The 25,443-nt window shown below is 60.2% G+C and carries 21 protein-coding genes and 1 pseudogene; 20 read left to right on the forward strand and 2 right to left on the reverse strand.

The genetic code is table 11. The features are described from left to right. The first annotated feature begins 77 nt into the window (after positions 1 to 77). The 5 genes from xdhA (at position 78) to guaD (ending at position 6,433) form a co-directional block, all read left to right on the forward strand. Positions 78 to 1,517, forward strand: coding sequence for a xanthine dehydrogenase small subunit (gene xdhA / locus FBY03_RS20155; RefSeq protein ID WP_147174134.1), 1,440 nt, complete (start codon positions 78 to 80; stop codon positions 1,515 to 1,517). Then, positions 1,510 to 3,909: a xanthine dehydrogenase molybdopterin binding subunit gene (gene xdhB / locus FBY03_RS20160; RefSeq protein ID WP_147174135.1), complete on the forward strand. Its 2,400-nt coding sequence runs from the start codon at positions 1,510 to 1,512 to the stop codon at positions 3,907 to 3,909. Before xdhA ends, xdhB begins: the two co-directional genes overlap by 8 nt. A gap of 96 nt (positions 3,910 to 4,005) precedes the next feature. Beyond that, positions 4,006 to 4,182 carry a hypothetical protein gene (locus tag FBY03_RS22995; RefSeq protein WP_156088622.1) on the forward strand — a complete coding sequence of 59 codons (177 nt, stop codon included), beginning with the start codon at positions 4,006 to 4,008 and terminating at the stop codon, positions 4,180 to 4,182. Then, positions 4,179 to 5,015 (forward strand): xanthine dehydrogenase accessory protein XdhC, encoded by an 837-nt coding sequence (gene xdhC / locus FBY03_RS20165; protein WP_147174136.1) that lies wholly within the window; start codon positions 4,179 to 4,181, stop codon positions 5,013 to 5,015. Before FBY03_RS22995 ends, xdhC begins: the two co-directional genes overlap by 4 nt. Positions 5,016 to 5,131: 116 nt before the next feature. Then, positions 5,132 to 6,433: a guanine deaminase gene (guaD, locus tag FBY03_RS20170; RefSeq protein ID WP_147174137.1), complete on the forward strand. Its 1,302-nt coding sequence runs from the start codon at positions 5,132 to 5,134 to the stop codon at positions 6,431 to 6,433. A gap of 67 nt (positions 6,434 to 6,500) precedes the next feature. Here the strand turns inward: guaD and FBY03_RS20175 are convergent, their stop codons facing one another. Beyond that, positions 6,501 to 7,268, reverse strand: coding sequence for a GntR family transcriptional regulator (locus FBY03_RS20175; RefSeq protein WP_147174138.1), 768 nt, complete (start codon positions 7,266 to 7,268; stop codon positions 6,501 to 6,503). Positions 7,269 to 8,068: 800 nt separating this feature from the next. Here FBY03_RS20175 and FBY03_RS20180 point away from each other — a divergent pair. From FBY03_RS20180 to FBY03_RS23595, 4 genes and pseudogenes are all read left to right on the forward strand, one after another. After that, on the forward strand, positions 8,069 to 9,418 hold the full coding sequence (locus tag FBY03_RS20180; protein WP_371920798.1) for an NCS2 family permease: 1,350 nt from the start codon (positions 8,069 to 8,071) through the stop codon (positions 9,416 to 9,418). Between the two features lie 68 nt (positions 9,419 to 9,486). Next, the gene (locus FBY03_RS20185; RefSeq protein WP_147174139.1) at positions 9,487 to 10,113 is read left to right on the forward strand and encodes a LysE family translocator; all 627 of its coding nucleotides are present in this window, start codon (positions 9,487 to 9,489) and stop codon (positions 10,111 to 10,113) included. A gap of 566 nt (positions 10,114 to 10,679) precedes the next feature. Beyond that, positions 10,680 to 11,699 (forward strand): annotated as a pseudogene (locus FBY03_RS23590) (cache domain-containing protein); the annotation flags it as partial. A 126-nt stretch (positions 11,700 to 11,825) separates the two neighbouring features. Continuing rightward, positions 11,826 to 12,554 (forward strand): methyl-accepting chemotaxis protein, encoded by a 729-nt coding sequence (locus tag FBY03_RS23595; RefSeq protein ID WP_371920799.1) that lies wholly within the window; start codon positions 11,826 to 11,828, stop codon positions 12,552 to 12,554. 209 nt (positions 12,555 to 12,763) lie between these two features. Here the strand turns inward: FBY03_RS23595 and uraH are convergent, their stop codons facing one another. Continuing rightward, complete coding sequence (gene uraH, locus FBY03_RS20195; RefSeq protein WP_147174141.1) at positions 12,764 to 13,117, reverse strand: hydroxyisourate hydrolase; 354 nt, start codon at positions 13,115 to 13,117, stop codon at positions 12,764 to 12,766. A 413-nt stretch (positions 13,118 to 13,530) separates the two neighbouring features. On the opposite strand from uraH, the gene puuE reads away from it, so the two are divergent. The 11 genes from puuE (at position 13,531) to FBY03_RS20250 (ending at position 25,425) form a co-directional block, all read left to right on the forward strand. After that, positions 13,531 to 14,475: an allantoinase PuuE gene (puuE, locus tag FBY03_RS20200; protein WP_147174142.1), complete on the forward strand. Its 945-nt coding sequence runs from the start codon at positions 13,531 to 13,533 to the stop codon at positions 14,473 to 14,475. Further along, the gene (uraD, locus tag FBY03_RS20205; protein WP_147174143.1) at positions 14,472 to 14,987 is read left to right on the forward strand and encodes a 2-oxo-4-hydroxy-4-carboxy-5-ureidoimidazoline decarboxylase; all 516 of its coding nucleotides are present in this window, start codon (positions 14,472 to 14,474) and stop codon (positions 14,985 to 14,987) included. The genes puuE and uraD overlap by 4 nt, the downstream gene beginning before the upstream one ends. Positions 14,988 to 15,056: 69 nt before the next feature. Then, positions 15,057 to 16,052: an allantoicase gene (alc, locus tag FBY03_RS20210; RefSeq protein ID WP_147174144.1), complete on the forward strand. Its 996-nt coding sequence runs from the start codon at positions 15,057 to 15,059 to the stop codon at positions 16,050 to 16,052. Between the two features lie 98 nt (positions 16,053 to 16,150). Beyond that, a complete protein-coding gene (locus tag FBY03_RS20215) occupies positions 16,151 to 16,654 on the forward strand; it encodes an ureidoglycolate lyase (RefSeq protein ID WP_147174145.1) in 504 nt (167 codons plus the stop codon). Between the two features lie 48 nt (positions 16,655 to 16,702). After that, positions 16,703 to 17,986 carry a urate hydroxylase PuuD gene (locus FBY03_RS20220; RefSeq protein ID WP_147174146.1) on the forward strand — a complete coding sequence of 428 codons (1,284 nt, stop codon included), beginning with the start codon at positions 16,703 to 16,705 and terminating at the stop codon, positions 17,984 to 17,986. A 217-nt stretch (positions 17,987 to 18,203) separates the two neighbouring features. Beyond that, entirely contained in the window at positions 18,204 to 19,754 is a 1,551-nt protein-coding gene (locus FBY03_RS20225; protein WP_147174147.1) for a cation:proton antiporter family protein, read from the forward strand. A 265-nt stretch (positions 19,755 to 20,019) separates the two neighbouring features. Continuing rightward, positions 20,020 to 21,504, forward strand: a complete 1,485-nt coding sequence (locus tag FBY03_RS20230) for a nucleobase:cation symporter-2 family protein (RefSeq protein WP_178090727.1) — start codon at positions 20,020 to 20,022, stop codon at positions 21,502 to 21,504. Positions 21,505 to 21,574: 70 nt separating this feature from the next. Next, the gene (locus FBY03_RS20235) at positions 21,575 to 22,426 is read left to right on the forward strand and encodes an outer membrane protein OmpK (RefSeq protein WP_147174149.1); all 852 of its coding nucleotides are present in this window, start codon (positions 21,575 to 21,577) and stop codon (positions 22,424 to 22,426) included. Between the two features lie 485 nt (positions 22,427 to 22,911). Continuing rightward, on the forward strand, positions 22,912 to 23,229 hold the full coding sequence (locus tag FBY03_RS20240; RefSeq protein WP_147174150.1) for a hypothetical protein: 318 nt from the start codon (positions 22,912 to 22,914) through the stop codon (positions 23,227 to 23,229). Positions 23,230 to 23,315: 86 nt separating this feature from the next. Further along, the gene (locus FBY03_RS20245; protein WP_147174151.1) at positions 23,316 to 24,188 is read left to right on the forward strand and encodes an outer membrane protein OmpK; all 873 of its coding nucleotides are present in this window, start codon (positions 23,316 to 23,318) and stop codon (positions 24,186 to 24,188) included. Between the two features lie 499 nt (positions 24,189 to 24,687). Next, positions 24,688 to 25,425: an aspartate/glutamate racemase family protein gene (locus FBY03_RS20250; RefSeq protein ID WP_147174152.1), complete on the forward strand. Its 738-nt coding sequence runs from the start codon at positions 24,688 to 24,690 to the stop codon at positions 25,423 to 25,425. The last annotated feature ends 18 nt before the right edge of the window (positions 25,426 to 25,443 follow it).

Consider the following 25,443-nt stretch of genomic DNA (forward strand, 5'->3'; position numbering starts at 1 on the left):
ACCCAAAAGTCAGAAAACTCTAGATTTGCACCATACGAGCCGCCCGTTCAAAACAATAAAGTGCCTGGAGGTCTTCCTTGATCCAGTTTTTACTCAACCGAGAGCTGCGCACCGAGCAGCAACTCGACCCTAACGTCACCGTACTCAACTATTTGCGTGAACATCTGGGCAAATCCGGGACTAAAGAAGGCTGCGCTTCTGGCGACTGCGGTGCCTGCACCGTTGTAGTCGGCGAATTGGAGGGGGAACGTGTGCGTTACCGCACCCTCAACTCCTGCCTGACCTTCGTTTCTTCCCTGCACGGCAAGCAATTGATCACCGTCGAAGACCTCAAGCACCAAGGCAAGCTGCACAGCGTGCAACAGGCCATGGTCGACTGCCACGGGTCACAGTGCGGCTTCTGCACCCCCGGCTTTGTCATGTCGCTGTTCGCCCTGCAGAAGAACAGCCAAGACTTCGACAAGGCCGGCACCCTGGAAGCCCTGGCCGGTAATCTGTGTCGCTGCACCGGCTATCGCCCGATCATCGACGCCGCCGAGCAGGCCTGCTGCCAGAAGCAGCCGGACCAGTTCGACGCTGCCGAAGCCGAGACTGTCGCGCAACTGAAGGCCATCGCCCCACGCGAAACCGCCGAATTGAACAGCGGCGACAAGCGCTGCCTGTTACCGCTCACCGTCGCCGACCTGGCCGACATCTACGCGGCTAACCCGCAGGCCCGTCTGCTGGCCGGTGGTACCGACCTGGCCCTGGAAGTCACCCAGTTCCACCGTGAACTGCCGGTAATGATCTACGTCGGTCATATCGAAGCCATGAAGCGCGTCGAGGTCAGCGCCGACCACATCGAGATCGGCGCCGCCACTTCGCTGTCCGATTGCTACGCCGCGCTGGCCAAGGACTACCCGGACTTCGGCGAGTTGCTGCACCGCTTCGCCTCGTTGCAGATCCGTAACCAGGGCACCCTCGGCGGCAACATTGGCAACGCCTCGCCCATCGGCGATGCCCCGCCGCTGCTAATCGCCCTTGGCGCGCAGATCGTCCTGCGCAAAGGCAGCGAGACCCGCACCCTGCCGATCGAAGACTACTTCCTCGATTACAAGGTCACCGCCCGCCAGGAAGCCGAATTCATCGAGAAGATCATCGTACCCCGCGCGAAAAGCACCCAGGCGTTCCGCGCCTACAAAGTGTCCAAGCGCCTGGACGATGACATTTCCGCAGTCTGCGCCGCCTTTAACCTCGAGGTTAAGGACGGCGTGGTACAGAACGCACGCATCGCCTTCGGTGGCATGGCGGCGATCCCCAAGCGTGCCGCCGCCTGCGAGGCAGCGCTCAACGGGGCTGCTTGGTACCCAGGGGTGATAGAGCGCGCGTGCGCAGCCCTGGCCGAAGATTTCACCCCGCTCAGCGACTTCCGTGCCAGCAAGGAATATCGCCTGCTCACCGCGCAGAACCTGCTGCGTAAATTCTTCCTCGAGCTGCAAGCTCCCGAAGTCGAAACCCGGGTGACCGCCTATGTCTAACCATCACGAAACTCCGAAAACCCAGGCGGAGCTGGCCGAATTGTTCCGCGCCGGCATCACCAGCGGCGTCGGTCGCAGCGTCAAGCACGAGAGCGCCGACAAGCACGTATCCGGCGAAGCCGTCTACGTCGATGACCGCCTGGAGTTCCCCAACCAGCTGCACGTCTATGCGCGCATGAGCGACCGCGCCCACGCCCGTATCGTTAAGATCGATACCGCGCCTTGCTATGCAGTGCCAGGCGTGGCCATCGCCATCACCAGCAAGGATGTGCCCGGGCAACTGGACATCGGCCCGGTAGTCGCCGGTGATCCGTTGCTGGCGGACGGCAAGGTCGAATATGTCGGCCAAGTGGTCATCGCGGTCGCGGCCGACAGCCTGGAAAACGCCCGTAAAGGCGCCATGGCGGCGGTCATCGAATACGAAGATCTGGTGCCGGTACTGGACGTCGAAGAGGCGCTGCGCAAGAAGCATTTCGTGCTCGACAGCCATCAGCACAAGATCGGCGACTCCGCCGCGGCCCTGAGCACTGCGCCACACCGCCTGCAAGGCAAACTGCATATCGGCGGCCAGGAGCACTTCTACCTGGAAACCCAGGTGTCGTCGGTGATGCCCAGCGAAGATGGCGGCATGATCGTCTATACCTCGACGCAAAACGCCACCGAAGTACAGAAACTGGTCGCCGAGGTGCTCGGCGTACCGATGCACAAGATCGTCATCGACATGCGCCGCATGGGTGGCGGCTTTGGCGGTAAGGAAACCCAAGCCGCCGGCCCCGCCTGCCTGTGTGCGGTGATTGCCCACCTCACCGGCCGCCCGACCAAGATGCGCCTGCCGCGTGTCGAGGACATGCTGATCACCGGCAAGCGTCACCCCTTCTATGTCGAGTATGACGTCGGCTTCGACGACAACGGCCTGCTGCATGGCATCCAGCTGGAACTGGCCGGCAACTGCGGCTACTCGCCCGACCTGTCCGGCTCCATCGTCGACCGTGCCATGTTCCACGCGGACAACGCCTATTTCCTCGGCAACGCCACCATCAACGGTCACCGTTGCAAGACCAACATCGCCTCCAACACGGCGTACCGCGGTTTCGGCGGCCCCCAGGGGATGGTCGCCATCGAGGAGGTCATGGATGCCGTCGCCCGCAGCTTGGGCAAAGACCCACTGGAAGTGCGCAAGCTCAACTACTACGGCAAGGAAGAGCGCAACGTCACCCATTACCACCAGCCGGTCGAGCACAACATGCTCGCCGAGATGACCGCCGATCTGGAGGCCAGCAGCGAGTACGCCAAGCGCCGCCGTGAAATTCTTGAATTCAACAGTAAAAGCCCGGTGCTGAAGAAAGGCCTGGCGCTGACCCCGGTCAAATTCGGCATCAGCTTCACCGCCACCTTCCTCAACCAGGCGGGGGCGCTGATCCACATCTATACCGACGGCAGCATCCACCTGAACCACGGTGGCACCGAGATGGGTCAAGGGCTCAACACCAAGGTCGCGCAAATCGTCGCCGAAGTGTTCCAGGTCGACATCTCGCGCATCCAGATCACCGCGACCAACACCGACAAGGTACCCAACACCTCGCCGACCGCAGCCTCCAGCGGCACCGACCTCAATGGCAAGGCCGCGCAGAACGCCGCGCAGATCATCAAGCAACGCCTGGTCGACTTCCTCGTGCGCGAGCACAAGGTGAGCCCGGAAGATGTCGAGTTCCGCAATGGCCAAGTCCGCGTGCGCGAGCAGTTTCTCTCCTTCGAGGCGCTGATTCAGCAGGCCTACTTCAATCAGGTTTCGCTCTCCAGCACCGGCTTCTACCGCACACCGAAGATCTTCTACGATCGCGACAAGGCCCGCGGTCGCCCCTTCTACTACTTCGCCTACGGCGCCGCCTGCGCGGAAGTGATAGTCGACACCCTGACCGGCGAGTACAAGATGCTGCGCACCGACATCCTGCATGACGTCGGCGCCTCGCTGAACCCGGCCATCGACATCGGTCAGGTGGAAGGCGCGTTCGTCCAGGGCCTGGGTTGGCTGACCATGGAAGAGCTGGTGTGGAACGACAAAGGCAAGCTGATGACCAACGGCCCAGCCAGCTACAAGATCCCGGCCATCACCGACATGCCCATGGACCTGCGCGTGAAGCTGGTGGAAAACCGCAAGAACCCGGAAGACACGGTGTTCCATTCCAAGGCCGTGGGCGAGCCGCCGTTCATGCTCGGCATTGCCGTGTGGTGCGCGATCAAGGACGCCGTCGCCAGTCTCGCCGATTACCGGGTCCAGCCCGCAATCGACGCGCCAGCCACCCCCGAGCGCGTGCTCTGGGGCGTTGAACAGATGAAGAAATTGCAGACGTCGGCCAAGCCCTCAGCAGCAGTGACTGTCGAACCGGCCTGAAGCGAATCGTAGCCCGGACAAAGTCCGGGAACCCATCAGCCCCGGATTACATCCGGGCTACGGTTAAGCCAAACGCCCAACTTACGGTGCACAACAATGACAACACACACCGAACATACACAGGAGGCAGCGACGCCACAGGGCTTCGATAGCCTGTCGCCGCTGCTGTTGCTGGAGCCGCTGAACCGCAAGCCCGACCGCCCGAAGAAGGACGAGGACTGGCGCCTGTCGCGCTCCGCCAAGCCCCTACGTACCTGGAGGCTGAGTAAATGAGCTGGATCAGCGCCCTCGCCGAATTGCACCAACAGGGGCAACCCTGCGTGTTGGTGACCATCATCGAAGAGCGCGGCTCGACGCCACGCAATGCCGGTTCGAAAATGGTCGTGACGGCCGAACGCATCTTTGAAACCATCGGCGGTGGCCACCTGGAATACAAGGCGATGCAACTGGCCCGCGAGATGCTCGAAGGTCGCAGCCAGGACACGCGCCTGGAGCGCTTCAGCCTCGGCGCCAGCCTCGGCCAGTGCTGCGGCGGCGCCACCGTGCTGCTGTTCGAGCCGATGGGCCAGCCGCAGGCGCAGATCGCCGTGTTCGGCGCCGGTCACGTTGGCCGCGCCCTGGTGCCCCTGCTCGCCAGCCTGCCGTGCAAGGTGCGCTGGATCGACTCACGCGAGAGCGAATTTCCCGAGGTGATGCCTGCCGGGGTTGAGAAGGTGGTCAACGACGAAGTGGTCGATGAAGTCGAGGCCATGCCAGCCGGCAGCTACTACATCGTCATGACCCACAACCATCAGCTCGACCTGGAACTGACCGCCGCCATCCTCAAGCGCAACGATTTCGCCTACTACGGTTTGATCGGCTCTAAGACCAAGCGCGTCAAGTTCGAACACCGTCTACGCGATCGTGGCTTCGCGCCTGAAGTGGTGCAACGCATGCGCTGTCCGATGGGTTTGGCCGAGGTCAAAGGCAAGCTGCCGGTCGAGATCGCCGTGTCCATAGCCGGCGAAGTGATCGCCACCTACAACGCCGCCTTTGGCCAGGACGTGAAAAAAGGCGAGACCAGCGTCGCCAAGCTGCTGCCAGCATCGCGCAGAAACCAAGCCTGACCCCAAGCTGCTGCGCTTACACAGATTCCTGTAGGAGCGGCCTTGGCCTCGATCAGGTTCAATCGCGGCCAAGGCCGCTCCTACATAGCCCCATCCAACGATTGATAGAGACAACCATGAGTACCACGACACACGCCTACCGCGCCGCCATCCTGCACAGCATCGCCGACCCGGCCGTGGTCGGCGTCGAACAGTCCTACGAGTATTTCGAGGATGGTCTGCTGCTGGTCGAGGATGGCCGGGTTGTCCAAGTCGGCCACGCCGCCGACCTGCTGTCCAACCTCAACGGCGTTGACACCACCGAGTACCACGGCGCGTTGATCACCCCCGGTTTTATCGACACCCATATTCACTACCCACAGACCGGCATGATCGCCTCCTATGGCGAACAACTGCTCGACTGGCTGAACACCTACACCTTCCCCACCGAACAGCAGTTCGCCGACAAGGCCCATGCCGCCGACGTGGCGGGCATCTTCCTCAAGGAACTGCTGCGCAATGGCACCACCACCGCGCTGGTGTTCGGCAGCGTGCACAAACAGTCGGTCGATGCCTTCTTCGAGGCGGCCGAGGCATTGAACCTGCGGATGATCGCCGGCAAGGTGCTGATGGATCGCAACGCCCCGGACTACCTGACCGATACAGCGGAGTCCGGCTATGCCGACAGCAAGGAACTGATCGAGCGCTGGCACGGCAAAGGCCGCCTGCACTATGCCGTCACTCCGCGCTTCGCCCCGACCAGCACCCCGGAACAGCTGGCCCTGGCCGGCAAGCTGTATCAGGAATACCCGGGCCTGTACATGCACACCCACCTGTCCGAGAACCGCAAGGAGATCGAGTGGGTGCAGGAGCTGTTCCCCGAGCGTAAGGGCTATCTGGATGTTTATGACCACTACCAATTGATCGGCGCGCGCTCGGTGTTTGCCCATGGCGTGCACCTGTGTGACGACGAGTGCAAGCGCCTGGCCGAAACCGGTTCGGCGGTAGCCTTCTGCCCGACCTCTAACCTGTTCCTCGGTAGCGGCCTGTTCGACCTGCAGAAGCTGGAACAGCATGGCGTACGCGTCGGCCTGGGTACCGACGTCGGTGCCGGTACCAGCTTCTCCCAGCTGCAGTCGCTGAACGAGGCCTACAAGGTGATGCAGCTGCAGGGCAAGAAGCTCGACCCCTTCAAATCGCTGTACCTGGCGACCCTGGGCGGCGCCCAAGCGCTGTATCTGGACGACAAGATCGGTAACTTTGCGAGCGGCAAGGAAGCCGATTTCGTCGTGCTGGACTACCAAGCCACCCCCCTGATCAGCTACCGCATGCAGCAGGCCAAGACGCTCGCCGAGAAGCTGTTCGCCCTGACCATGCTCGGTGACGACCGTGCGGTGAAGGAAACCTTCGCCGCTGGCCAATCGGTGCATCGACGTTAAGTGAGCACAAATAAAAAAAGCCCTGCAACGCAGGGCTTTTTTTATTAAGCAGACTTGACCGTGGTAATCACCTATTGGCTGCGTTGCGCCCCGGTTTTTTCTTGGGTTGCAGCAAGTGCGAGAACACCGCGTGGAGATCGTCCGATGCGCTTTCCTCATCGAGGTTGAGCTTACTGTCGATATGGTCCATGTGGTGCATCATCAGGCTCACCGCCTTGGCCGTATCGCGCGCTTCGATGGCATCGATCAACTGGTTGTGCTCGTCATAGGAGCAGTGCGCGCGACTACCACTCTCGTACTGAGCGATGATCAACGAGGTCTGCGACACCAGGCTGCGCTGGAAGCTGATCAACGGGGCATTCTTCGCCGCCTCAGCCAACTTCAGGTGGAACTCGCCGGACAAGCGAATACCCGTCCCCCTGTCGCCACGCGAAAAACTGGCCTGTTCATCCTCGACCATCTGCCGCAGCTCGTTCAGCTGCTCGGCGGTGGCGTGCTCTACCGCCAATTCGGTAATGGCGCGCTCGACCATGCGCCGTGCATAGAAAATCTGTCGCGCTTCATCCACGCTCGGACAGGAGACCACTGCGCCACGGTTGGGTCGTAACAGCACTACGCCCTCATGGGCCAAGCGCGACAGTGCACGTCGAATGATGGTACGGCTGACGCCGAATATTTCGCCGAGTGCCTCTTCGCTCAGTTTGGTTCCCGGCGCCAAGCGCTGTTCGAGGATGGCATCGAAGATGTGCGCGTAAACGACATCGTCCTGAGTCCCGGTACGGCTGCTCTTGCCGGCATTCGGCTGCTTTTTAAGAGGCTGTAATTGTTCGTTCATTCTGACTCACGTTAAAGATATCCGGCGGATTCAAGCCGCAGAAAAGGTAGCAGACAAAGGCTAGGAACAGCCAAACCAAGCATAGAAGCGGAGTGTCCGCCCCTTCAGGGCCGCACCAGAGTGTGTTAGCAGCAAACTCCCTTCTGAGACCGATTCCACGTGGCGTAGCCCAGCGCAATAGCTCTCAACAGTCTTGACCCTATGACTCTGCTGCGTTCTGCCCCCTATCGGGCCGACAGGCAGTGGCTAAAGCCAGAGGAAAATTCTCGGGCATTGTACACAATATGACCAACTCACACACTAACCACTATGCGTCCTCCAGCTACCCAGGACCGCTGTGCTACTACATCTGTCGCCCCTCCAACGTCTACTCAAACCTCGGTTAGGTAAATTGATTTCTTATATAAATCCATTTTTTCCTCATAAATCAGCTTAGCGCACCCAGGAGTGCAGATGAACTGGAGGGGAGAAATGTATCAAGCAGCTACGCCAAGCTGTCAGCAAAAAAATATGTACTCCTTTGTTTTTATTAGCTTTTATCTAGGTAAACCGACCTGAATCATCGCAAATATTCGTCTACTTCACGTGCAAAGATTCGATTAGCGCATTATTTGCAACAGTAAAAACATTATTTGCTTTTTTTGTATACAAACGCATAATCGGCGCCAGCAAGACTTTCTGACTCAACGGTCAGGAACTAGCCAACAAGCACACCCGAACGCACCACCTCCCTCAGAGAGTCAAACGCGCCCCGCATTGACTCTAGGTGGTACACAACAAGAGATATGAGGAGTACCCCCGTGGAAAGCGCTAAACAAGAACAACATGCGATGTACACCCAAGGTCTGGCGAAACGCGGTCTACTCGATCGCTTTTTCAAGCTGACCGAACACCGTACCAGCGTGAAAACCGAACTACTGGCAGGCCTGACGACGTTCGTCACCATGGCTTACATCATTTTCGTCAACCCCAGCATCATGGCCAACGCCGGCGTCGATCACGGCGCAGCCTTCGTCGCCACCTGTATCGGTGCCGCACTCGGTTGCTTCCTCATGGGCTTGTACGCCAACTGGCCAGTCGGCTTGGCGCCGGGCATGGGTTTGAACGCCTTCTTCACTTACACCGTGGTCGGTGAGATGGGCTATAGCTGGCAGATTGCCCTGGGGGCGGTGTTTATCTCCGGCGTCCTGTTTATGATCATGAGCTTGTCGCGCATCCGCGAATGGCTGCTCAACAGCATCCCGATGAGCTTGCGCTTCGCCATGGGTGCGGGGGTCGGATTATTCCTCGGCCTGATCGGCCTGAAATCGGCCGGCATCGTCGTCGACAGCCCTGCGACCCTGCTGACCATGGGCTCCTTCGGCGAACCCTCGGCCCTGCTGGCTGCCGTGTGCTTCCTGCTCATCGCGGTGCTCAGCCACCGCAACGTGTTCGGCGCCATCCTGTTCAGCATGCTCGGCGTCACCGCCATCGGCTGGTCGCTGGGTCTGGTCGAGTACACTGGCCTGGTGTCGATGCCTCCGAGCCTGGCGCCGACCTTTCTGGCCATGGACATCGCTGGCGCTTTCAACGTGAGCATGATCAGCGTCATTCTGTCGTTCCTCTTCGTCAACATGTTCGATACCGCTGGCACCCTGATGGGCGTTGCCCACCGCGCCAAACTGGTCGATGAAGACGGCCAGATCCAGAACCTGTCCAAAGCCCTGAAGGCCGACAGCACCTCCAGCGTGATTGGCGCCATGGTCGGTTGCCCGCCGGTCACCAGTTATGTCGAAAGTGCCTCGGGCGTTGCTGCCGGCGGCCGTACCGGTCTGACCGCGGTCACCGTCGGCGTACTGTTTCTCGCGGCGATGTTCTTCGCCCCGCTGGCAGGGATGATTCCGGTATACGCCACCGCCGGCGCGCTGATTTATGTGGCCATGCTGATGATGAGCGGCATGGCCCACATCGACTGGGAAGACCTCACCGATACCATCCCCGCCATCGTCACCGTGGTCATGATGCCGCTGACCTTCTCCATCGCCAACGGCATCGCCCTGGGCTTCTTGACCTATGCCACGCTGAAGCTGCTGACCGGCCAACGCGACAAGGTCTCCGTCAGCCTGTACGTGCTGTGCATCATCTTTATCGCCAAGTTCGCCTTCCTGTAAGGTTGGCATAGCTGTACCCGGCTCCAGCGTTATGCGCTGGGGCTTTTCCACATCTGGAGAGACCTGTAATGAGCCTGGAAACCTGGTTGCTGTTCAGCAGCGCCGCGCTGATCGTGATTCTGATCCCCGGCCCCCTATCGCTGCTGATGGTCAGCAACAGTCTGAATTATGGGCTGCGCCGTTCCTTGCCTGCGTTCCTCGGCGGTGTCAGCGCCTCCATCTGCCTGCTGAGCGCCTCCGCTCTTGGCCTCGGCGCCCTGCTATTGGCCTCGGAACAGTTGTTTGGCGTGCTGAAAATCGTCGGTGCGCTGTACCTGTTCTACCTGGCCTGGCAGAGCTGGCAGGCCTCGCGCCAAGCCGCCAAGCCGGTGAGTAGTGAGGAGCAAGCGGTCAACCCGAGTTTTCGCAGCATGTTCTGGAAGGCCTTCGGCCTGGGTGCCAGCAACCCCAAGGACATTCTGTTCTTCGCCGCCTTCCTGCCCCAGTTCATCAGCGCCGAGCAAGCGATGTTCAACCAACTGCTGGTGCTGATTCTGACCTGGGCCGTGCTCGATCTAAGCTGCAAACTGTTCTATGGCCTCAGCGCGCACGGCGCCGCCCGCTACCTGCGTTCCGGCAAAGGTCAGGTCTGGTTCAACCGGGTCAGTGCCGGGCTATTTGCAGCGGCCGGTAGCGCCTCGTTGCTGAGCCGGTAATTCCAGTCAACGAATCCCGCCAACGCCATCGTTGTTTCCCGGATTAGCGGCATCGCTACCAAGTTGCCGTCGCCGGCGTCGACTCGGCCGAGTGCTCTCGCTCGGCCCAACGCTCGCCATCCGCCTTGACCACACCCCAGACACTCACCGCCGCGGCCAGCGCGCACTCCGCCTCGCTACAACCCCAGCCCGACATCAGGACCTAAGCGCCCTGCATCCCTCTGCATCCTTGGTAACGGCCACGGTTCGACATCGGCACGACGCAATGCGCGCGGTCGATCGAACGAGCGTCGCGCCCAGCAGAAACAACGCGCCGTAGCACTGCAGACAAACCCGGGAAACTTCGTCGGCAGCCAGTTCAGCCGCCAGGAAGTGGCCACGGGCGAGTATGGACAAAAAAATCTATTGCAGACGATAAAGCCCGCTCCCATGCTGCCGACAAATATCGGCGCACCCTCCTCCGACCGTATCGCCCTTCGACCAAGGAACACCGGATGAACATAAAACAAAAATTGACCTGGGCCTTCGCCATCATTGCCTGCGTACCGATCATGCTGGTCGCGGTCATGGTCATTTTCAATCTACGCAGCGATGCACGGAGCCAATTCGTCGACGGCAGTGACCGCGAGATTCGCCAAGTCGAGAACGCCATGCAGCTGTTCTTCGACGGCATTAGCCAGAACGTCGAATACCTGGCCAAGCACCCCCTGATCACTGGCATCGACGGCAGCCTCAAGCAGTATGTCAGTGCTGATGCGGCCAGCCTTCCGCTGGGTGAGTACGGCGAACAAGTTCTGGCGCTTTTCACCCGCTTTGCCGCCGACCATCCGGGCTATGCCTATATCACCACCGGTAGCATCGACGGCGGCTACGTCAGCTGGCCCGACGACGCCAAACTGAGCAATTACGACCCGCGCAAGCGCCCCTGGTATCAGACCGGCATGGCCAATCCAGGCAAGACTGTGCGCACCGAAGCGTACGCCTGGGCAGCGGATAACGCGGTGCTGGTCGGCAGCGTCCGCAGCGTCACCAACACCCTGGGCAATCCGGGCGGGGTGATCGGCATCGACGTGTCGCTCAACCAGCTCACCAACATAGTCAAAGAGATCAAGCTAGGTGCAAGCGGTTACCTGATGCTGATGGAGAACAACGGCACCGTGCTGGTCGACCCTAGCCAGCCCGAGCACAACTTCAAAAAGCTCAGCGAACTCGGTGGTGGTTATGCGGACCTGGCCAAGGCCCAGAAAGGCCTGGTCGAGGTGGAGCTCAATGGCGAGCGCTACATGGCCAACGTCTGGCCGTCGGAGCGACTGGGCTGGCGCTTCATCGGCCTGATCCGCCAGGACGATGTGATGAGCAACGTGACTCATCTGACCTGGATTATCGTCGGCATGGCGGCACTGCTGGCCTTGATCTTCGCCTTCGTCGGCGCGAGCTTTGCCGGTTTGATCGTTAGTCCGATTCGCGCCGTGGCCTCCGGCCTGGAAGGGATCGCCCAGGGCGAAGGGGATCTGACCCATTCCCTGACGATCCGCGGACAGGATGAAACCGCGCAACTGGCCGGCTGGTTCAATCAGTTCCTCGCGAGCATTCGCCAACTGATTCTGAATATCGGCCAGGCTGCCCAGCAGATCCACCAGACATCAGGCACTTCGGCCAAAGTGTCCGGAGATATGGCGGAAGTCGCCGGACGTCAGCGTGAGTCGGTCGACATGGTTTCCACCGCGTTTCACGAGATGGTGGCCACGGCCAACGAAGTGGCGCGTTCCTGTAATCAGGCCGCCGAATCCGCCGACCAGGGGCAACGGCAGGCACGCGAAGGGCAACAGCAAATCGATAGCGCCGTAAGCAGCGTCGAGCAGCTAAGCCGCGAAATCTCCCAGTCTGCCGCGGCCATGCAGCAACTGGAGCAGGACAACAACAATATCCAATCGATTCTCGGCACCATCCGCTCCATCGCCGAGCAGACCAACCTGCTGGCCCTGAACGCGGCCATCGAGGCCGCCCGAGCCGGCGAACAGGGCCGTGGTTTCGCCGTGGTGGCCGACGAAGTGCGGGCCCTGGCCAAACGCACTGCCGACTCAACGGCGGAAATCGATGGTTTGCTGAGTAACCTGGCGCAACGCACTCGGCAGATGGCCAAACAGATGCATGCCAGCCTGGAGGTGTCGCAGCACACTGTCACCAGCATCAATCAGGCGAGTTCGCGCTTCGACCTTATCCGCGAGTCAGTCGATGTGATCCGCGACATGAACGCGCAGATCGCCACCGCCGCCGAGGAACAGCATCAGGTGGCCGAAGACATCAATCGACACATCAGCCAGATCCATGGCGATGCGCAACTGGCGGCCAACCTGGCGGAGTCGGCGCGCGGCGACTCGCACAGCCTCGCCAACCTGTCCGAGGAGCTCAACGGCCTGGTGCATCGTTTCCGTACATAAGTAGAGCGCGCCTGGCGGCGCGCAGGGAGCCGCTGTCGGCGGGACTGCACGCATACCTGGCTGCCCGCCAACCAACAGCGCCGCATATTCACAGCCGTACACCTCGCTGGCGACCTGGCGGAAACCCGTTACAACGCAATAAAAAAAAGCCCGCAGTGTCGGCGGGCTAAGGACTCTCTAATCGAGCCAGAGGGTTACAAGCATTCGCTTCAGCTACCGCGATACGTGGAATAGCTGTATGGAGAGATCAGCAGCGGTACATGGTAGTGATCCTGCCCGGCATCAATGCCGAAACGCAGCACCACCACATCGAGAAAAGCCGGATCAGGCAGCGCCACACCACGGGCGCGATAATAGTCGCCCGCGTGGAAGTGCAACTGGTAGACCCCACTGCGGTAGTCATCGCCTTGCAAAATAGGCCCATCGCAACGGCCATCGTCGTTGGTCACCACCGTGGTGACCAGCTCTTGCTGCCCCCCCTCGATCCGATACAACTCAACCTTGATCGCACTGCCAGGGCAGCCGTGCGCAGCGTCTAGAACATGTGTCGTTAGTCGTCCCATTGGTTATGGGCATCTACAGCGGCAAAGGCCCCGCAGACGCCTCACCTCCTCTACTTGTGTTGAATTCAGCAGGTCGCGCAGGCTTTGCTAGCCTCGACGTGACAGCAGAATAACACGACACAGACAATACAAGACAATTTTTTAGATTTTTGTACACAATTAATTCATCTCCACTGCCTGGAGCCTAAGCCATTGCTCCACCCAGCTAACACAGTGGCCTGGGCAAAGCCCACGCGCCCGCCAGGAGACCTGGGCACCGTGACAGTTGCTCGGCGCAGCTTATTTAGCAAAAAAGATAATTTTTAGATTTACAAACCACAACTCATTTTGTATACAATTACTCATCACGGTCGCCAGCCCTGAAATCCAAGGGCTACCTAATGGCCGCAACGACGTTAAGAAGGAAGACTGCAGTGAGCGCTGATTACCCTCGCGACCTGATCGGTTACGCCGACACTCCACCCCACCCGCACTGGCCGGGCGACGCCCGTATCGCCCTGTCGTTTGTCCTCAACTACGAGGAAGGCGGCGAGCGCAATCTGCTGCATGGCGATAAGGAGTCCGAGGCCTTCCTCTCCGAGATGGTCTCTGCTCAGCCGCTGCAAGGCGCGCGCAACATGAGCATGGAGTCGCTCTACGAGTACGGCAGTCGGGCCGGCGTATGGCGTCTGCTCAAGTTGTTCCAGAAGCATGAAATACCCCTGACGGTATTTGCCGTGGCCATGGCTGCCCAGCGCCACCCTGAGGCGATTAGAGCCATGGTCGCGGCCGGCCACGAAATTTGCAGCCACGGCCTGCGCTGGATCGATTATCAGTACATGGACGAAGCCCAGGAGCGCGAGCATATGCTCGAAGCGATCCGCATCCTCACCGAGCTTACCGGCGAACGCCCGCTGGGCTGGTACACCGGGCGCACCGGGCCGAATACCCGACGTATTGTCAGGGAGGAAGGTGGCTTCCTCTACGACTCCGACACCTACGACGACGACCTGCCCTACTGGGACCCGGCCAGCAGCGCGGACAAACCGCACCTGGTGATTCCCTACACCCTCGACACCAACGATATGCGCTTCACCCAGGTGCAGGGCTTCAACACCGGCGACGACTTCTACCAGTACCTGAAAGACGCCTTCGACGTGCTCTACGCCGAAGGCGTGGAGGGTGCACCGAAGATGCTCTCCATCGGCATGCACTGCCGCCTGCTCGGCCGTCCGGCGCGCCTGGCCGCCCTGGCGCGCTTCCTCGAGTACGTCAAAGGCCATGACAAGGTCTGGTGCGCGCGTCGCGTCGACATTGCCCGACACTGGCACGCCACCCAGCCCTTCTCCTCGACCCCGCAACAGGAGAGCTCCAAATGAGCCGCTTTCAGACCTTGACCCCGTCCCGGCTGAACCGTGACGAATTCGTCGCCACCTTTGCCGATATCTACGAGCATTCGCCCTGGGTTGCCGAGCAAGCGTACGACCTGGGCCAGGACGACAGCCTCGACGACATCGACGGCCTGCATCAGCGCATGGCCGACCTATTGCTCAGCGCCAGCCATGCGGCACAGCTGGCGCTGATCAACGCTCACCCGGACCTGGCTGGCAAAGCGGCGGTACGCGGCGAACTGACCGCCTCCTCCACCTCGGAGCAGGCTGGCGCGGGCATCCATGCCTGTACCGCCGAGGAGTTCGCTCGCTTCACCGAGCTGAACGACGCCTACAAAGCCAAGTTCGGCTTTCCCTTCATCATGGCGGTGAAGGGCAGCAATCGGCACCAGATCCTGGCGGCCTTCGAGGAGCGCATCCATAACTCCCCGGAGCAGGAATTCGCCTGCGCGCTGGCCGAGATCAACAAGATTGCGCTGTTCCGTTTGCAGCAGCTCTAGCTCCGCCCGGAGCACTCTGCAAACACCAACGCCATCCGTCCCCTACGCCCTCATTAAAGGCAGACATCCATGAAAGCTTACGCCGTACCCTTCGAGAAATACGTCAACCTCGCCGACGCGCGCCTTGGCACCAAGGCCATCTCGGTCACCGACGATTGGTTCGCAGACGTCAACCGCCTGTTCCAGCCAACCCCGGCCGTCTGGAAGGAGGGCGTTTTCGATGATAACGGCAAGTGGATGGACGGCTGGGAATCGCGCCGCAAGCGCTTCGAGGGCTTTGACAGCGCCGTGATCCGCCTCGGCGTACCGGGTTCGATCAAGGGCGTGGACATCGACACCAGCTTCTTCACCGGCAACTTCCCACCGTCGGCGTCCCTGGAAGCCTGCTTCGTTGCCGAAGGCGACCCAACGGATGCCACCGAGTGGACCGAGGTGCTGGCGGCTGTCGAACTGCAAGGTAACAGCCACCATTATCACGAGATCAGTAACAGCCAGGCCTTCACCCACCTGCGCTTCAATATCTACCCGGATGGCGGTGTTGCACGCCTGCGCGTGCACGGCATCCCGTTCCGCGACTGGTCAGCAGTGGGCGAGAACGAACAAGTCGACCTGGCTGCCGCACTCAATGGCGGTCGCGCCCTCGCCTGCTCCGACGAGCACTTCGGCCGCATGAGCAACATCCTCAACCCGGGCCGTGGCATCAACATGGGCGACGGCTGGGAAACCGCACGCCGTCGCACACCGGGCAACGACTGGGTAATCGTCGCCCTCGGCCACCCGGGCGAGATCGAGCGCATCGTCGTCGACACCCTGCACTTCAAGGGCAACTACCCGGACAGCTGCTCGATCCAGGGCGCCTATGTAAAAGGTGGTACCGACAGCCAGATCGAGACCCAGAGCCTGTTCTGGCGCGAACTGCTGCCGAGCCAGAAGCTGCAGATGCACGCCGAGCACGAATTCGTCGAGCAGATCAAAGCCTTCGGCCCGATTACTCATGTGCGCGTTAACGTGTTCCCGGACGGCGGTATCAGCCGCCTGCGCCTGTTCGGCAAGGTAAGCAAGTAAACCTAACCCTTGTAGGGGCCAGCTTGCTGGCGATCAATGCCCGAAAGGCATCGCCAGCAAGCTGGCTCCTACAAACACAACGATATTAGCGAGTCACCATGCGCAAACTGATCATCGAACCCTTGAGCAAAGAAGCCTTCGCCCCCTTCGGCGACGTCATCGAAACCGAGGGCAGCGAGTTCTTCATGATCAATAACGGCTCCACGCGCCGCTATCACAAACTGGCCACGGTCGAGACCGCGCAGCCGGAGGATAAGGCGATCATCAGCATCTTCAGTGCCGAAGCCCTGGAGCTGCCATTGACCGTGTGCATGCTGGAGCGCCATCCGCTGGGCAGCCAAGCGTTCATACCGCTGCTCGGCCACCCCTTTCTGATCGTGGTCGCGCCAGTTGGCGATGCACCTGTATCAGGACTTGTCCGCGCCTTCCGCAGCAACGGTCGGCAGGGCATCAATTACCATCGCGGCGTCTGGCACCACCCGGTGCTGACGATCGAAAAGCGGGATGACTTCCTGGTGGTTGATCGCAGTGGTTCTGGTAACAACTGCGATGAGCATTTCTTTACCGAGGATGAGCAACTGCTCCTCGACCCCCACCAATAAGAGAAGGCCAGGAGGCCGGCGTGCCGGCACTGGAAAGAGGTAAACACTGTGGAAGCACACTTGACTGAATGGCTGAACCTGAGCATTCGCTGGGTTCACATGATCACCGGTATCGCCTGGATCGGCGCATCCTTCTATTTTGTCTGGCTGGAGAACAACCTCAACCGGAAGAACCCGCGTGACGGCCTGGCCGGCGACCTGTGGGCGATTCACGGTGGCGGTATCTACCATCTGGAGAAATACAAACTGGCCCCACCAAAAATGCCGGACAACCTGCATTGGTTCAAGTGGGAAGCCTATTGGACCTGGATGTCCGGCGTTGCCCTGTTGATGGTGGTGTACTACCTCAACCCGAGCCTGTACCTGATCGCCCCCGGTAGTGACATGGCACCCGCCGTGGCCATCGCCATCGGCCTCGGTTCGCTGGTTGCCGGCTATGTGGCGTATCACTTCCTTTGCGACTCGGCCCTGGGCAAGCGTCCGGCGCTGCTCGGTGCGGTGCTGTTCGTCCTGCTGATCGCGGCGGCCTATGGTTTCAGCCTCATTTTCAGTGGCCGCGCCGCCTACCTGCATGTCGGTGCGATCATCGGCACTATCATGGTCGGCAACGTGTTCTTCACCATCATGCCGGCACAACGCGCGCTGGTTAAGGCCATCGAAGACAACACCACCCCCGACCCAAGCCTGCCGGCCAAAGGCCTGTTGCGTTCGCGCCACAACAACTACTTCACCCTGCCGGTGCTGTTCATCATGATCAGCAACCACTTCCCGAGCACCTACGGTAGCCAGTACAGCTGGCTGATCCTGGCGGGCATCGCGATCTTCGCAGTGTTGGTGCGCCATTACTTCAATACCCGCCACGACAGCAACAAGTTTGCCTGGACCTTGCCGGCCGCGGCCTTGGGCATGATCTGCCTGGCTTACGTCACCTCCCCCATGCGCCCCGCTCCGAGCGCTACCCCGGTCGCCGCTCAGGCCAGCCAGCCGGCTGCGGTTGTGGCACAGGCTGAACACGCCAGTGAGGCGCCTCTGGCCGCGACGCAGACCGAGACACCAGCGGCCGCGGGCAACCCGGACTTCACCAAGGTCAACGGCGTGATTCAGGAGCGTTGCGCCGTGTGTCACTCGGCCACACCGAGCAGCCCGATGTTCAGTGCGGCGCCAGCCGGTCTGATACTCGACACCCCGCAACAGATCCAGCAGCAAGCCGCGAAAATCCAGGCCCAGGCAGTGGCTTCGCAAGTCATGCCGCTGGGTAACATCACCCAGATGACCCAGGAAGAGCGCAACCTGATCGGCGCCTGGATTGCTCAAGGCGCCAAACTCGACTGACCCCCTGCACCCCTGCTGCACCCAACAACGTTCAGCGTTACCAGCCCGCCATCAGGCGGGCTTTTGCTTTCCATCGAGCGCAATTGGCTACGCTCAGGCAACGCACTCATGGCGCCGAGACGCAATGCCTTGAGGCCGATCATGGCATTGCTCAGGCCACCACCCAGCCCGCCCGCTACAATTGACACTGCCAGCTTTGAGCCAACAGGGACTGCCAATGATCGAAGCCACCTGGATTGCTGTCGCATTCGTCATGGGCCTGGCTGCACGCACTATGGGCTTGCCCCCGCTGGTTGGCTACCTGGGCGCAGGCTTTACCCTAGCGGGGCTCGGTGCACATATAGGCATTGGTCCACGCGACAGTGTGGTGCTAGAGCATATTGCCCACCTCGGCGTGCTCCTGCTGATGTTCACCGTTGGCCTGAAGCTCAAACTGAGTAACCTGGTCCGCCGCGAGGTCATTGGTGGCGGTCTCCTGCATTTCTGCATTTCCAGCCTGCTGTTCCTCCCGGCAATCCTGCTTTTTCTGGATTTACCCTGGCAGCAGGGTGCACTGCTGGCCATCGCCTTGTCCTTTTCGAGCACCGTATTGGCGGCCAAGGTGCTGGAAAGCAAACGCGAACTGCGCGCGTTCCATGGTCGGGTCGCTATCGGCGTGCTGATCATCCAGGACCTGATCGCCCTGGTGGTGATGAGCCTGGCCAGCGGTGCAGTGCCCTCCCCATGGGCCTTGCTGGTGTTCACCCTGCCCTTGTTGCGGCCACTACTGTTTCGCCTGCTCGATGCCAGCGGCCACGAGGAGCTGATGGTACTGCTGGGCTTGCTCATGGCCCTGGCGGTCGGTGGTTATGGTTTCGAATCTGTTGGCCTCAGTTCGGAGCTAGGCGCACTGGCCTTCGGCGCCATGCTGGCCAAGCACAAGCGAGCTATCGAACTGTCCAACTCCCTGTGGAGCATCAAGGAAATCTTCCTCGTGGGGTTTTTCCTGCAAATTGGCATTGGCGGCCTACCGGGCGCCGACGCGCTGGCTTTTGCCGCCGTGATGACGCTTCTCCTGCCCCTCAAAGGCCTGCTGTTTTTCTCCCTCTTCCTCAGGTTCCGCCTGCGCGCCCGCAGCGCATTCCTCAGCAGCGTGAGCCTGACCAACTACAGCGAATTCGGCCTGATCGTAGCCAGCGTGGTTCTACCGCAATGGACAATCCCCCTGGCCATTACCGTTGCCTTGTCTTTCGTCATTTCGGCCCCCCTTAACCGCCACGCCCACCCACTCTATGAAAAACTCGCCAAGCGCTTGATCCCGCTAGAACGCGATACCCGCCACCCCGATGAGCAACCTGTTTCAGTGGGCAACTCCCAGATTCTGATAATGGGCATGGGCCGTACCGGTCGCGCCGCCTATGACTACTTGCAGGAGAAGGGGTTTGAAGTGGTCGGCCTGGACTCAGATCCAGTTGTCATCGAGTTCAGCGCCAAGGTCGGCCGCCGGGTATTGTTTGCCGATGGTGAGGACAAAATGCTCTGGCAGATGCTCGAGATGCCCGCCGTAGAGGCCGTCATCCTGGCGCTCAATGATGTCGAAACCAAAATTATCTCCACCCAGAAACTGCGTGAGCGCGGCTTCCGCGGCTTGATCGTTTCCCATGCCTTGTATGAGGACATCGCCCAGCGCATTCAAGACGCTGGCGCTGATCGCACCTACCTGACCATGAGCGAAGCCGGTGCAGGTTTGGCCGAGCACGTGGCGCGCGACCTGCAACCGAAACCCTGACGCCAGGTCCTGTCTCTGCGCACTCTTGCGCCTGACGAAACAGGCTGAACGCCTACGGCCACGGCAACAGCAGCAGGTGCTGGAACAGCGCAACCGGCTGGCATATTTGTACACAATATATAAAACAGTTGTTCACAAAACTAAAACCAACTTGTTATAGTCGATCTATTCTGACCAATCAGACAACTCTGTATCGATCAGATAGAGGCGCCGTGAAGCCTCGCTCAAGCCCACGACCGAATAATTAAAACTGGCAGGCTCTGACATGACCACGACTAGCAACCCGAATACCGCGGCTCCGTCCGCGGGCAACAACGACCTGATCTACCAACTGGATGACCGCCCTGCGTTCGCCCCAGCCATCTTCGCCGCCCTGCAGCACGTACTGGCAAGCTTCGTCGGCATCATCACTCCTACCCTGATCGTCGGTAACGTGCTCGGCCTCGGCGCCTATGTGCCCTACTTGGTGAGCATGGCGCTGTTCGTCTCCGGCCTCGGCACCTTCGTCCAGGCCAAGCGCATAGGCCCGATCGGCTCCGGACTGCTGTGCCTGCAAGGCACCAGCTTCGCCTTCTTGAGTGCAATCCTCAGCGCCGGGATGATCGTCAAATCACGTGGCGGCAGTCCCGAGGAGATTCTCTCGACCCTGTTTGGTGTGTGCTTCTGCGCGGCCTTCGTCGAGATAGCCTTCAGCCAGGTGATGACCAAGCTGCGCAAGATAGTCACCCCCGTGGTCACAGGCACCATCATCTGCCTGATCGGCTTGTCCCTGATCAAAGTGGCGATGACCGACATTGCCGGCGGCTTCGGCGCAGCGGATCTCGGCGCGCTGCATCACTTGGGGCTGGCCGCACTGGTATTGACCACCATCATCGTACTCAACCGCTTTCAATCGCAGGTGGTGCGCCTGTCGGCGGTGATCGTCGGCCTGGCCCTGGGTTTCGCCGTGGCCTGGTACACCGGCCGGGTCGATTTCGCCAGCATGGCCGAAGTGCCACTGATCAGCGTGCCGGTACCCTTCAAGTTCGGTTTCAGCTTCGATTGGCTGGCCTTCGTACCGATCGCGGTGATCTTCCTGATCACTCCACTGGAGACCGCTGGCGACCTGACCGCCAATTCGATCATCTCCAAACAGCCGGTCAAAGGTCCGTTGTACCTGCGCCGGATCAAGTCCGGGGTGCTCGCCGACGGCTGCAACTCGGCGATGGCGGCAGTGTTCAACAGCCTGCCGATGACCACCTTCAGCCAGAACAACGGGGTGATCCAGCTCACCGGCGTCGCCAGCCGCCACGTCGGCTACTACATTGCCGCGATCTTCATCATTCTCGGCCTGTTCCCGACTCTCGGCGCGGTGCTGCAGCTGATGCCCAAACCGGTACTCGGCGGCGCTACCCTGATCATGTTCGGCACCGTCGCCGTGGCCGGCATCCGGATTCTCGCCGAAGCCGGTTTGCATCGCCGCAACGTGCTGATCGTGGCCATCTCCCTCGGCCTCGGCCTCGGCGTGGCCGCAGTCCCGGGCGCCCTGTCGCAGATGCCGGACTTCCTGAAGAACATCTTCGGCTCGCCGATCACTATCGGGGCCCTGAGCGCCATCCTGCTCAACGTGTTCCTGCCGGAAGAGGATCTGGAACAGGAAGATGACGACTACGAGCCCGAGTCGCACCTGCACACCGTGCTGCAAAATCCGCAGGACGATGAGACTCAAGCGCTCGTGCCGAACCTCGAACCTGCCGCCAAACTCAGCTAAAGCCGACCCTCTTCCCCCGCGGTTCGCCGCGGACGGAGCAGCCTGTTGCTCCTAGAAATAAGGAAATCCAATGAACCTGAAGTACGCGTCTCATTGCCTCGCCCTGTCAGTCGCTCTGCTTGGCGGCCAGCAAGCCATCGCTGGCGACATGCTGCTGTGGCAGAACAACAGCCTGTCCTACCTCTACGGCGAGATGTTCAATCGGGGTCAGTTCAACGCCGAGCAACAGAAAACACAAACCACCTTCACCTTCGAGCACGCCAGCGGCTGGGCCTGGGGCGACATGTTTGGCTTTGCCGACTACGTCCTCGCCGACAACAAGCAATCCCGTCGCGGCGACTTTGGCCATGAGAAGGAGAACTTCTACTACATGGAGCTCTCACCACGCGTCAGTCTCAGCTGGCTGAGCGGACACAAACTCTCCGCCGGTCCGCTAAAAGATGTGTTTGCAGCCTTTACCTATGAAAAGGGCGATGGCGGTGCAGGCACCGAGAACTACCTGTACGGCATTGGCACGGCCTGGAACGTACCGGGCTTCGCCTACCTGAACGCCAACCTGTACCGCGTGAAGGTCAACAACAACGTTTACTTCGACCGTGCACACGGCAACAACAACGCCCACACTTATCAACTGACCGTGTCCGGCGCCTACCCCTTCGCTATCGGCGAGCAGGACTTCGTCGTCGACGGCTTCGTCGACTGGCGCGCAGGAACCTCCACCTCCAATACCCGGACGTCGGTCGGCTCCTCGATCCAGGTCAAATGGGATGCCGGAAAAGCCTTATTTAACGAGGGCCGCAAACTCTACGTGGGCACCGAAGTGAACATGTGGAATAACCGCTACGGTGCAAAACCTATCGACGGGTCGGGCCACGGCTTCGACCAAGCTGCCTTCCAAGCCTTGGTGAAGTACCACTTCTAGGGCTCGGTAACCAAGCGAACCTGGACGGTGCAGGGTAGACGGCATCCGACCAATAGGGGGATCACGCTTAGCGTGATCCCTTTTTTTGTGGCGAACGTCCGTACAGAGCCCATCGGTGCTGCGCGGTAGTGCCAACACCGGTAAATGCGCAACTGGATTCGCTTGATTCGCCGCCATCGACCTCAACCGGCATGCGACGTGCCGACTCTTGTCGCTGCACTCCCGCCAACAGACCTCAGCGCGCCCTGCCCCTCGCAGGTCTACCAATACGCGCCCTGACGTCCCTCCTCCCCTTCAAATAACTCGCGCAGCAACATGGCCAAATCATTGTGCACAACCCATAAAAAAATTGTTTTTAATCGTGTCCACACATTGTATAGTCAGCTCATCCTGACCATTGAGTCAGTTTTTAGCCAAATCAGCTAGAAACACTGCACGCCTCGCACCAGCCCATGACCGTATAAGAACAACCGGCAGGCTCTGAGATGACCACGACTAGTACAACCGACAACACAATTCCGCTCGCTGGTAGCGACGAGCGCATCTATCCGCTGGGTGATGGCTCGGTCTTGACCCCCGCCACTTGCGCCACCTTGCTGGGTGTATTGGCGAGCTTCGTCGGCATCCAGCCCTTCAGCGCAACCGCTCTACAGCGCCTCAGCCTGTTGACCCTGAGCATTTCACTCTGCCTCGGCGTGGCGACCGTCCAGCAGGCCTCGCTAGAAAATCTTCAGCGCGAAGTCGTGCGCGCTGCCGTGCCGATCACCCTCAAGCCAGCCCTCAGGCCGAGCCAGGCACCTTAGAGGTCACAACCCTTTCCCTCTGTACCCCCCGCAGCTCGCTGCAGGGTTATGCCCCTTAGTAAGTCCAAAAAAATAAGGAAGATCCGATGAAGCTGAAATACCTGTCACACGGCCTCGCGTTGTCCGTCGGCCTGCTCGGCGGACAACAGGCCATCGCCGACGATATGTTGTTCTGGCAAGACAACAGCCTCACCTACCTCAACGGCAGCAACTTCCAGCGCCTCAATTTCAACGGCGAAGAACAACGCTCGCAAACCACCTACACCTTCGAACATGCCAGTGGCTGGAAGTGGGGCGACATCTTTGCCTTCTACGACTACATCGATGCCGACAACCTGCAATTTCGCGGGAGCAACTTCGGCAACCTCAGCGCCAAAGAAAAAAACCACTTCTACTACATGGAGATTAATCCTCGGGTCAGCGGCAGCTGGCTGACCGGCCAAAGCCTCTCGGTCGGCCCGCTGAAGGACGTTCTGGCTGCCTTCGTATACGAAAAAGGCAACGGCGGCCCCGGCACCGAGAATTACCTGTATGGCCTGGGCTTCGACTGGGACGTACCCGGTTTCGCCTTCCTGCAGACCAACCTGTACCGGGTGAAGATCAATAACCACATCCTCTTCGACCACGACTTCCGAGCCAGCGATGCCGGCAACGGCTACGCCACCCAACTGACAGTGGCCGGCGCGTACCCTTTCGCCATCGGTGATCAAAGCTTCGTGGTCGACGGCTACGTCGACTGGCGCTCACCCTCCAAGGAGGCCGGCACCCAGACTTCGGTCGGCTCCTCGATCCAGGTCAAGTGGGACGCCGGCAAGGCCCTGTTCGGCGAAGAGCGCAAGCTCTATGTCGGCACCGAGCTGAACATGTGGCACAACAAATACGGCATCAAGCCCATCGACGGCTCCACCGACGGCTTCGATCAGACCGCTGTACAAGCACTGGTGAAATACCACTTCTAATACCGCCAAACTGAACTCAGTCGGTGCCGGGTGGGCGGCACCGACGAGTAGAAAAGGGGGGATCACGTTTGACGTGATCCCCCCTTTTTTGTTCTACCCGCTGCCCCCTTCCTCCCAGATACAGCGCTATACAGCCAGCCGGCCTATGCATTACTGAAATTCCCCCTTCCAGCGAACGCGAGTTAGCTGACCAAGCAACGCCTAGTTGTGGGCGCCGCGCTCCACGACGCCCACACAGCAGCGCCCAACAGGCCTGCAGTAGCGTCACACCCAACACACTATGGATACAATACATGGCGCACATAGAATACAAAAAATCAAATACAACCTTATGAATATATTATATTTTTAGTCAATGACCGATCAATAACCTGACCAAAAAGTCAACAAAAACAACGACCTGAAAGCCAAATTTGCCGACAATTATGCAAAAAATAATTTCATTGATTGATTTTATTGTGTACAACTATGTTCACAAACAGCAGCCGAGAGCCTCTCCATGAAAATTCGCGTGATCAACCCCAACACCACGGCCAGCATGACCGAAAAAATCGGAGAGGCCGCCAGCCGAATTGCCGCGCCAGGTACGCAGATAATCGCGAGCAACCCGCACAGTGGCCCGGTGTCGATCGAGTGCCATTTCGATGAGGCCATTAGCGCGGTGGGCGTCCTGGAAGAAGTCCGCGCCGGGGAGCTTGAACAAACCGATGCCTACATCCTGGCCTGTTTTGGCGACCCCGGTCTGCTGGCGGCCCGCGAACTCACCCGTGCACCCGTAATCGGCATCGCCGAGGCGGCTTTTCATATGGCGACGTTGATCAGCACCCGCTTTTCCATAGTCACCACCCTGGGCCGTACCGGAATCATCGCCGAGCACCTGCTGCAGAGTTATGGCTTTGCCCATCACTGCCGCCGGGTGCGAGCAGCCGAGATCCCCGTGCTCGACCTCGAGAGCAGCGGCGATCAAGCGCTGGACAGGATCATCGACGAGTGCCTCAGGGCCAAGGCCGAAGACAACATCGGCGCCATCGTACTGGGCTGCGGCGGAATGGCCGACCTGACCGCGCAAATCCGCGATGCCGTCGGGCTGCCGATCATCGAAGGCGTCACCGCGGCGGTGAAACTGGCCGAGTCGCTGGTAAGCCTGGGCCTCGGCACCAGCAAACACGGCGATCTGGACTTCCCGCGGGCAAAGACCTTCACCGGGCAGTTCAACCACCTCTCCAGCGCCAACTAATTCGGACCCGTCACACCA

It is taken from the genome of Pseudomonas sp. SJZ079 (assembly GCF_007993865.1).
Lineage (GTDB): Bacteria > Pseudomonadota > Gammaproteobacteria > Pseudomonadales > Pseudomonadaceae > Aquipseudomonas.

Bases quoted from the DNA above. Each gene is read 5' to 3' on its own strand.
- xdhB (WP_147174135.1), top strand. From the start codon at position 1,510: ATGTCTAACCATCACGAAACTCCGAAAACCCAGGCGGAGCTGGCCGAA.
- FBY03_RS22995 (WP_156088622.1), top strand. From the start codon at position 4,006: ATGACAACACACACCGAACATACACAGGAGGCAGCGACGCCACAGGGC.
- xdhC (WP_147174136.1), top strand. From the start codon at position 4,179: ATGAGCTGGATCAGCGCCCTCGCCGAATTGCACCAACAGGGGCAACCC.
- guaD (WP_147174137.1), top strand. From the start codon at position 5,132: ATGAGTACCACGACACACGCCTACCGCGCCGCCATCCTGCACAGCATC.
- FBY03_RS20175 (WP_147174138.1), bottom strand. From the start codon at position 7,268: ATGAACGAACAATTACAGCCTCTTAAAAAGCAGCCGAATGCCGGCAAG.
- FBY03_RS20185 (WP_147174139.1), top strand. From the start codon at position 9,487: ATGAGCCTGGAAACCTGGTTGCTGTTCAGCAGCGCCGCGCTGATCGTG.
- FBY03_RS23595 (WP_371920799.1), top strand. From the start codon at position 11,826: ATGGTTTCCACCGCGTTTCACGAGATGGTGGCCACGGCCAACGAAGTG.
- uraH (WP_147174141.1), bottom strand. From the start codon at position 13,117: ATGGGACGACTAACGACACATGTTCTAGACGCTGCGCACGGCTGCCCT.
- uraD (WP_147174143.1), top strand. From the start codon at position 14,472: ATGAGCCGCTTTCAGACCTTGACCCCGTCCCGGCTGAACCGTGACGAA.
- alc (WP_147174144.1), top strand. From the start codon at position 15,057: ATGAAAGCTTACGCCGTACCCTTCGAGAAATACGTCAACCTCGCCGAC.
- FBY03_RS20215 (WP_147174145.1), top strand. From the start codon at position 16,151: ATGCGCAAACTGATCATCGAACCCTTGAGCAAAGAAGCCTTCGCCCCC.
- FBY03_RS20225 (WP_147174147.1), top strand. From the start codon at position 18,204: ATGATCGAAGCCACCTGGATTGCTGTCGCATTCGTCATGGGCCTGGCT.
- FBY03_RS20230 (WP_178090727.1), top strand. From the start codon at position 20,020: ATGACCACGACTAGCAACCCGAATACCGCGGCTCCGTCCGCGGGCAAC.
- FBY03_RS20235 (WP_147174149.1), top strand. From the start codon at position 21,575: ATGAACCTGAAGTACGCGTCTCATTGCCTCGCCCTGTCAGTCGCTCTG.
- FBY03_RS20240 (WP_147174150.1), top strand. From the start codon at position 22,912: ATGACCACGACTAGTACAACCGACAACACAATTCCGCTCGCTGGTAGC.
- FBY03_RS20245 (WP_147174151.1), top strand. From the start codon at position 23,316: ATGAAGCTGAAATACCTGTCACACGGCCTCGCGTTGTCCGTCGGCCTG.
- FBY03_RS20250 (WP_147174152.1), top strand. From the start codon at position 24,688: ATGAAAATTCGCGTGATCAACCCCAACACCACGGCCAGCATGACCGAA.